Here is an 8,476-nt window from a genome sequence, read left to right as displayed (position 1 = left end):
GCTTCAGAATCGTTCCGTGACAGATGAGATAGGCGTAATCACTCTCAAGGGCGATTTCCTCTCTGTGGGTGACGAGAATTACAGAACCACCTGAGCTCACGATTTCTGAGAGTACCCTCTCTATCATCTCAAGGCTCATGATATCTATACCGGAGTCCGGTTCATCCAGTATTGCATACCTGGGTTTCATAAGGAGAACGCTGGCGAGTTCCACACGTTTTCTCTCGCCTCCACTCAGCTTCTCATCAACACTTCTCTCGAGATAGAGAGATGGGTTCAGCCCTACTATCTCTAGAACTCGGCTTAGCTCCTCGCCTGAAACTCTCCTTTTTCCACCCAAGGTTAGATAATCCTTCACTTTTATCCCTGTGAAGCGAACAGGTTCCTGCCACATGAGAGTAAGTCCCTTCCTTGCCCTTTCTGTCACGGACAAATCTGTAATATCCTCACCATTCAGTAAGATCTTGCCCCTAGTGGGTTTGTATCCCTCGAGCCCCATGATCAGGTACGCCAGGGTGCTCTTCCCTGCTCCGTTGGTTCCTAGTATGGAGTAGACCTTCTGCGCATCGAATCTTGCGTTTATTCCCTTCAAAATGGCATTTTCTCCTACCTCGTACCACACATCAACCAGCTCGAGCACGTTCATCACCTCAAAGAAAGTCTAACACGAAATCATCTGTTCAGAACGAGAAGTTCCACAAACTTTCCTATAGTGTAAATGTACGACAACATTGAAACAATCATGAGGGCGGGGAGAGACATTCCAAAAAGTGAGAAGAGGAAAATTACAAAGAGTCTGACGTCCCTAGAAGCAAAACCAAAGAATTTTCCAACCAGTGCTGGATGTGTTCCGAACACTTTTCCAACGCTGTGAAGATAACTCACCATCAAAGAGCCACTGACGGCAAAAAGTGACCAGAAGAGGAGAGAAAAGGAAAAACTACCTTCAAGATATCCGTAGATCGCAATGCCGAGAATGGCTGTGATGTCAACGAACCTGTCGAGCATCGTATCGAAAAATCCTCCCCAATCCGAGCTCATGTTCCTGGCCCGAGCTATTTCCCCATCCACTCCGTCCAGAATGGAAGAGAACTGAATCAGTATTCCAGCAAGCCATGGAATCTTGAGTAAATAGAACGGGAAAGCAATCATCCCAACCACAAAACTGATCAGGGACATCTGATTCGGGGTCACGTTCCAGCTCCTTTTAAGGATGAATTGAGTAATCGCCGTGGAGATCCTTCTATTTATGAAAGAGGAGACCCACCCGTCGGTTGATTTTCTCAGCACGGTATCCCCTCCCTTATCTTTTCCATCAACTTGTAGACTTCTTCATTCAGATCCTCCGGTGAGTCTAATTCCGTCCACGGCAAGTTTCCAAAGTCGAACACCCTCACGATCATTCCAAGATCAACGGCCTTCTGCAGGACATGATAGAGAGAGATCTCTTCTGTCCAGGAGAAATGTTCCTTAAGACGAAAAGCTTCCTCAGTCATGACAAAAACACCTGTATCCAGGTAGTTGTATTCCTGTATCTTCTTTCCGATCTTGATGATATTCCCATCTTCGTCAGTCAGAACTTTACTCGCTTCTTTTGTGTCAACAAGGCTATCGACTTTGCTTACACCAAGCTTTATGTGAAAATCATCATCGCTGAACGCTCCATCCAAAGCTTCGGGGAGAAAAAGCGAGTCTCCGCATGACAGGAAAAATCTCCCACTCTCCACGTACGATTCGCTCAGAAAGAAAGAATAAGCGTTTCCAAGCTCCACTCTTTCGTTCTCCACTACAACACCCCTCACGTTCAAATCTCTCAGGATCTTCTCTCCGTACTCCCTGTGCCCTTTTGCAACCACCAGAACGAATCTTTCAACGCCCCTCTTCATGAATGAAATGATGGGATATTTCACCAGTTCACACCCGCTGAACTTGTAGAAGACTTTCGGCATATCACCTGTGACCGTTCTGAGCCTCTTTCCTAAACCCGATGCCAGCACAATTGCTTCCTTCACCGAACCACCTCCATGAAACAGAAAAAGGGGCTGGAGCCCCTTATAACCATTTTGGTTTCAATCCAGCCCAGATCCTCATCTTCTCGTAAGCGATGATCCTCGGTATGTTCTTCTCTTCGAACGGCCCGGGATTCTTCATGTAGAAGGCATTCACCGGGTAAACTGTTCCGTACTCCTTTCTGTCGAGAGCGATCTTTCCGAGTCTCACAAGATCCACGAGAAGCCCTCCAAGTGCTGGACTGTCGTTGATCCTTCCGCTTATCATGAGTTCGTCAGTTGCTCCGTTGAAACTCGTGTACTCGATGTGGATCGCTATGAATTTTTTGTCTCCAAGAGGTTCGAGGTAACCAGTCGGTTTTATGTAATGGGGTGCATCGTAACCCAGGATGTCCTTCACAATGCTTGATTTTGTGAACTCCTTGCTTTTGTTCTTTCCTTCATCGGTGAGTGCGAGAAAGTCCATGTTTCCACCTATGTTGAACTGCGCGACGTCCTTGACATACCTGTTCCTCTGGGCAAGATGGCTTAATACGTCCGCTGTGAAAGGTGTGGCACCTGTTGCTCCGTCGTCTCCAAAGACAACAAGTTTGCTTTCTTTTGCAAGCTCGACGAACCCAGGGTCGTTCGCTATGTAAGTTGGTATCACATTCACGAAGACAGCCCCACCACGCTTGTTCGCGTACTGTGCGGCCGCGTAAGCGTACACCTGTGTGGCTGTGAGTCTTTCTTTGTCGTTGTTTTCTATGGACTTGAGCAACTCTTCTTTGTTCCCGAAAGGCTTGAACGCCTCGGTGGTACAGGTGTTCACGATCACGTCGGGATCGAGTTTTGACCACTCATCAACGAGTTTGTCGACGGCCTCTTTCAAAGTCATGCTGCCCTCAAGACCTTCCGCTTCAATAGGAAGGTTTTTCACACTCCCAAGGTGTACTCCCTTGGAGATAGCAGGATCATCAGACAGAGAATCCACATCGCTCCAGTACTGTTTCACAACCTCACTCAGCTTTTTTCCTATCTTCGCTTTGTCCACATCGTAGCTTCCAACGATCTCGATATCTTTAAAATCGATGGGAAGCTCATTTGAAAGGGGTACACCATAAGGTTCGATCTCTCCTTTTTTGAGCTTTTCCAAACCCGCGACAAAGGTACTGGCCACGTAGCCCTGTCCAAGGATCAGGACTTTGATCATGTGTCCTCACCTCCCACCTGTGTTTTTTTGCACTAATGATTTGTCTTGGGAAAGGAATTGTGGTGGAGGAAGTTTAGAGTAAGAGCCAACTCTATTATACCATGTTTTTACAATCATATATTTCTATTGCTTTTCGTCAATGTTAACAGTCTGAGATATACAGCGTTTACGTCTTTTGTGAATAAAGTAACAATATGGTATATTCCCTTGACTTTATCCCCATAATAGTGAAAAATATAACGTGAAAAGGTTCACGATATTGAAAAAAGGAAGGATGTAGATGACCATCCGGGTGTGCATGGGCAGTTCCTGCTATCTGAGGGGTTCTTACCAGCTGGTTGAAAAACTCAAAGAGCTACAGAAAAAGTACAATTTTAAACTTTACGGTTCCCTTTGTTTTGGAAGGTGCTCTCAGGGTATCTGCGTTGAAATAGACGGTCGTTTGTTCACTGGTGTATCCCCTGAAAACGTGGAAGAACTGTTAAAGAAGGTGCTACGGGATGCCTGAACTCATATTTTCAAAAGACACAGATTGCAGGTACTGTTACAAATGCTTGAGAAACTGTCCCATCAAAGCCATATCCTTCAAGTCGGGAAAATCCGTTGTTGTAGAGGAAGAATGTATATTTTGCGGAACATGTCTGGAGGTTTGTCCCCAGAACGCAAGGAGCTATAGAAAGGATATAGAGAAATTTTTAAACCTTCAAAAACCATTTCTTGTCTCCATAGCTCCTTCGTTCTTTGCCTACTTCGAAAATCCCCTGAAGGTGATTGGTGCTCTCAAAAAGATGGGAGCAATGGTTGTTCAAGAAACAGCTCTGGGAGCCGAGATCGTCTCAAGGAAGTACGTGGAGGTCTTTGAAAAAAGCGATGGGCCCGTCGTGACGACAGCGTGCCCCGTGGTTGTGAACCTTGCAGAAAAACACTTCCCGAACGTCCTTAAATTTCTCGCACCGGTTGATTCTCCCCTCATGGTGCACGCGAAGTTTCTAAAGATGCGTTATGGAAATTACCCGGTCGTGTTCCTGGGACCGTGCATAGCAAAGAAAAAAGAAAGTGACCTCGTTGACGTTGTGCTTACCTTTGAAGAAGTGGAAGAAATCTTAGAAGAAGACGCTGAAGAAACCCTTCCCGATGGTCCTTATCCGAATAGAGCCCGGTTTTATCCCGTAACAGACGGTATAGGTTACACCTCAATGGTCCCCTGGGAAAGAAAGATGGTGGTGGAAGGTGTAGAAAATTTGATTGAAGTCTTTTCCAGGATAGAGGAGTATACCGGTATGTTCATGGAGGCTTCAGCGTGCTTTGGAAGTTGTCTCAACGGACCCGTGATGAAGAAACGATCCGGTGGAAAGGAAAGAATTGCAGAGTGGCAGAGGAAACTACCGAAAGAACCAAAACTTATTGAACTTGATCTCGATACCTTCAGAGAGTACACTAACAGATCATGTGAAAAGGAAATTTCGGAAGACGAGATAAGAAAGGTTCTTATTTCGATCGGAAAAGATGATTCCAGAAAGGAACTGAACTGTGGTGCCTGCGGTTACGACACGTGTCGCGAGAAAGCAAAAGCCGTTGTTCTCGGGAAAGCGGAAAAGGAGATGTGTTTCATCTACCTTCTCGACCTTGTACGATCTTCGAGTTACAGAGTCGTGGAAGAGTCACCTAACGCCGTTTTCGTTCTGAAGGAAGGGAAGATCGTCTACAAAAACAAAGCGGCAGAGACTCTTCTGCAAAAAAGCAAAGATTTGATCGAACAGGCAAAAAAGAAAGTGGGAGACACTATCGAACTCGATGACAGAAACTTTTTCTTTGCGAAAAGGTTCACCTTAGAAGACGGTGAGGAAGTCCTCATGCTTGTGGACATCACACAGGAAAAGTTGAAGGAAGAGGAACTGAGCAGGCTGAAGGGGGAAACCCTGAACAAGGTCGAGGAGATGTTGAACAAGCAAATGAGGATTGCTCAGGAGATAGCAGGGATACTGGGTGAGTCTATAGCGGAAACGAAAAGCAGCTTCGTGGAACTGAGAAGATTCATGGAGGGAAAAGATGCTGACCTGTGATATATACTTCGCATCCAAGAACAAAAGAGGAGAAGAAGTGTGCGGAGATTCGATAAGGGTGAGGAAAGATAGCGAAAAAGTGGCAGTGAGTGTTTCGGACGGTCTGGGAAGGGGTATAAAGGCGAGGATCCTCTCGACACTCACGGCGACGATTGCGACCACCATGCTGGCAAATGGGCTTCCCGTGAGAGACGTGTTCAAGACCATCCTCGCCACACTTCCCGTCTGCCAGGTGAGGGGGATCAGCTACGCCAACCTGTGTTCGGTGGTCTGTGATTTCGGAAAAGAGATATGCACCGTTGTGGAGTACGAGTTTCCGGTGGTGATGCTCTTTGAAGGGGGCGAAAGGATCTCTATTGAGAAACAGAAGATCGAAATAGGGAGTAGGAAAGTACTCATCTGGGGTTTCAAACCAAAAGAAAACATGACCCTTCTTCTGGCAACGGATGGCCTTTCTCAAGCGGGAATGGGAACGGAGCTCTTCCCGCTGGGATTTGGCGAGAGGAACATAGAAATTGAAATGAAACACCTTCTCAGAAATCATGTGGAACCTGATGATATAGTGAAGCACTTTGTGAAGCTCGCTGAAAGACTTGACAGAAATGTTCAAGGAGATGACACGCTCGTCGCTTGCCTAAGATTTCGAGAAAAACGCGTTCTGAACCTGTTCATAGGTCCACCAGAGAAAAAAGAAGAAGATGGAGAATGCGTGAAAAAATTTTTGAGTCTTCCAGGGAAAAAGATCGTGTGCGGAGGTACCACAGGCCAGATCTTCGAGAGGGTGACCGGGAAGAAGATAGAGATAGACCTTTACACGTTCTCGGAAAACTCGCCACCGATCGGCCGAATGGAGGGAATAGAGCTTGTAACCGAAGGAATCGTCACTTTGACACAGGTTTTCAGATATCTCGAAGGACAGGCGGAGAATGTGGGGTACGGAGCAAAAGTTCTGGTCAAAGCTCTCCTGGAGGCGGATGAGATCAACTTCTTCGTCGGAAGGGCGATAAATCCAGCACATCAGAATCCTCTTTTCAGCCACGATATATCTTTGAAGTTCAGGATAGTGAAGGACATCGCTCGCATTCTCCAGGAAAGAGGAAAGATCGCGAATGTTCAATACTACTAGGAGGTGTTGATGTTGGAAAGGCACTTCGACAAAGTTGAGGAGATCTTGAGGAAGTATGAATACAAAAGAGAAAACCTGATAAAGATCCTCCTCGAAATCCAAGAGCTCTATCGGTATCTTCCGGAAGATGTGATCAACTATGTGAGTACGGCCACGGGAATTCCTCCGGCAAAGATCTACGGAGTTGCAACGTTTTATGCGCAGTTCTCGCTCAAGCCGAAAGGGAAGTACGCCATCGTGGTGTGCGATGGAACGGCATGCCACATGGCCGGCTCTCCGGAAGTTTTGAAAGCGATCGAAGAGGAAACAGGCCTCATCCCTGGAAATGTCACAGAGGACCTCATGTTCAGTCTCGATCAGGTGGGGTGTCTTGGGGCATGTGCCCTCGCTCCTGTTATGGTGATCAACGGTGAAGTGTACGGGAACCTCACCGGTGAGAAGGTGAAAGAAATCCTCAGAAAAATAAAAGAGAAAGAGAGGGAGAGTGCCGATGCTTAAGGGTATTGAGGAGTTCTTCCGGTACGCAGACGAACGGAAAAAGCTGAGAGAAAGAAAGCTCAGCAATACTTCTATATACGTGTGTGTCGGAACTGGTTGTACAGCAAAGGGTGCTCTGAAAGTCTACAGGGCTTTTGAAGAGGAACTGAAAAAAAGAGGACTCCTTGGAAGTGTAGCGCTTGAGGGAATGGGTGACGACAAGGTTAGCTTGAATCGAACGGGTTGTTGTGGGAGGTGTTCTTCAGGACCCCTTGTGAAGATCATGCCCTACAGATTCTTCTACTCGGGTGTGACACCAGAGGACGTACCGGAGATCGTGGAAAAGACCGTCCTCAGAGGGGAACCAGTTGAAAGGTTGTTCCTGACAGATCCCGCCACGGGAAAGAAAGTACCCAGAATAGAAGATACGACGCTTTTCAAAAATCAAGACTTCTACATAATGGAAGCAATTGGAGAGTCCGAGTGTGACAGTATAGACGACTACATCGCACGGGGAGGATACCGATCACTGGTAAAAACTCTCACCTCAATGACACCAGAGGAGATCATAGAGACGGTGAAAGCTTCCGGCCTTCGAGGAAGAGGAGGTGGAGGATTCCCGACGGGCCTCAAGTGGGAGTATACGAGGAAGGCCAAGGGGGATGTGAAATTCGCTGTGTGCAACGGAGACGAAGGAGACCCCGGTGCGTTCATGAACAGGACACTTCTGGAAAGAGACCCTCATCTTATTCTCGAAGGAATGATCATAGCAGGCTATGCGGTTGGTGCTCAAAAAGGGTACGCCTACATCAGGGCTGAATACCCATTTGCCGTCAGGATGTTCAGAAAAGCTATAGAAGACGCTAAAAAACTTGGACTCCTCGGAGAAAACATCCTCGGAACAGGTTTTTCCTTCGATCTGGAAGTAAAAGAAGGTGCTGGTGCGTTCGTGTGTGGTGAAGAGACAGCCCTTCTTGCATCGATCGAAGGAAAAAGAGGAATGCCAAGACCAAAACCCCCCTTCCCGGCTCAGTCAGGTCTGTGGGGGAAACCCACTCTCATCAACAACGTAGAAACGTATGCGAACATTCCAAGGATACTGAGGGATGGTGTGGAAAACTACAGAAAACGTGGTACAGAGAACTCTCCAGGTACCAAGATGTTCTCTGTTGCAGGCCCATTGAAGGCCACCGGTATCATCGAAGTCGAGTTTGGGACAACCTTGAGAGAAATCATCTACAACATCTGTGGTGGTTTCGTCGAGAAAGAAGAGTTCAAAGCGGTTCAAATAGGAGGACCATCCGGTGCGTGTCTCTCCGAAGATTTCCTGGACATGCCCCTGGATTACGATACTTTGAAGAAGGCAGACGCCATGGTCGGTTCTGGCGGGATCGTCGTAATCACGAAGAAAACCTGTATGGTTGAAGTTGCAAGGTTTTTCCTCGATTTTACAAAGAGAGAGTCCTGTGGAAAGTGTGTTCCATGTAGAGAAGGTACCATGCAGGCGTACAACATACTGGAGAAGTTCACTCACGGGAAAGCAACCTACGAGGATCTTGAATCTCTGGAACGCCTTTCAAAGACGATAAAGATAGCCTCCCTTTGTGGG

The 8,476-nt window shown here is 47.0% G+C and carries 9 protein-coding genes; 5 read left to right on the top strand and 4 right to left on the bottom strand.

What is annotated here, in order from left to right:
* The 4 genes from J7K79_RS02770 to J7K79_RS02755 all read right to left on the bottom strand — a co-directional run.
* Positions 1–640: ABC transporter ATP-binding protein (locus J7K79_RS02770; protein ID WP_296904942.1), on the bottom strand; the 640-nt coding region annotated here is incomplete at its 3' end.
* A gap of 32 nt (positions 641–672) precedes the next feature.
* On the bottom strand, positions 673–1,290 hold the full coding sequence (locus tag J7K79_RS02765) for a CDP-alcohol phosphatidyltransferase family protein (RefSeq protein ID WP_296904938.1): 618 nt from the start codon (positions 1,288–1,290) through the stop codon (positions 673–675).
* On the bottom strand, positions 1,284–2,012 hold the full coding sequence (locus J7K79_RS02760) for a sugar phosphate nucleotidyltransferase (RefSeq protein WP_296904924.1): 729 nt from the start codon (positions 2,010–2,012) through the stop codon (positions 1,284–1,286). The genes J7K79_RS02765 and J7K79_RS02760 overlap by 7 nt, the downstream gene beginning before the upstream one ends.
* 40 nt (positions 2,013–2,052) lie before the next feature.
* Positions 2,053–3,201: an inositol-3-phosphate synthase gene (locus J7K79_RS02755; RefSeq protein ID WP_296904922.1), complete on the bottom strand. Its 1,149-nt coding sequence runs from the start codon at positions 3,199–3,201 to the stop codon at positions 2,053–2,055.
* 280 nt (positions 3,202–3,481) lie between these two features.
* Here J7K79_RS02755 and J7K79_RS02750 point away from each other — a divergent pair, with 280 nt between their 5' ends.
* From J7K79_RS02750 to J7K79_RS02730, 5 genes are all read left to right on the top strand, one after another.
* The gene (locus tag J7K79_RS02750) at positions 3,482–3,709 is read left to right on the top strand and encodes an NAD(P)H-dependent oxidoreductase subunit E (RefSeq protein WP_296904920.1); all 228 of its coding nucleotides are present in this window, start codon (positions 3,482–3,484) and stop codon (positions 3,707–3,709) included.
* Positions 3,702–5,264, top strand: a complete 1,563-nt coding sequence (locus tag J7K79_RS02745; RefSeq protein WP_296904918.1) for a [Fe-Fe] hydrogenase large subunit C-terminal domain-containing protein — start codon at positions 3,702–3,704, stop codon at positions 5,262–5,264. The genes J7K79_RS02750 and J7K79_RS02745 overlap by 8 nt, the downstream gene beginning before the upstream one ends.
* Positions 5,251–6,390: a SpoIIE family protein phosphatase gene (locus tag J7K79_RS02740; protein ID WP_296904916.1), complete on the top strand. Its 1,140-nt coding sequence runs from the start codon at positions 5,251–5,253 to the stop codon at positions 6,388–6,390. Before J7K79_RS02745 ends, J7K79_RS02740 begins: the two co-directional genes overlap by 14 nt.
* A 12-nt stretch (positions 6,391–6,402) precedes the next feature.
* On the top strand, positions 6,403–6,888 hold the full coding sequence (gene nuoE / locus J7K79_RS02735; RefSeq protein ID WP_296904914.1) for an NADH-quinone oxidoreductase subunit NuoE: 486 nt from the start codon (positions 6,403–6,405) through the stop codon (positions 6,886–6,888).
* A partial coding sequence (locus J7K79_RS02730; protein ID WP_296904940.1) for a NuoF family protein occupies positions 6,881–8,476 on the top strand: 1,596 nt, incomplete at its 3' end. The genes nuoE and J7K79_RS02730, both read left to right, overlap by 8 nt.

This window comes from Thermotoga sp. (genome assembly GCF_021162145.1).
Lineage (GTDB): Bacteria > Thermotogota > Thermotogae > Thermotogales > Thermotogaceae > Thermotoga.
Note: the sequence above shows the minus strand (reverse complement) of the source record. Positions and strands in the feature narration are given on the sequence as shown.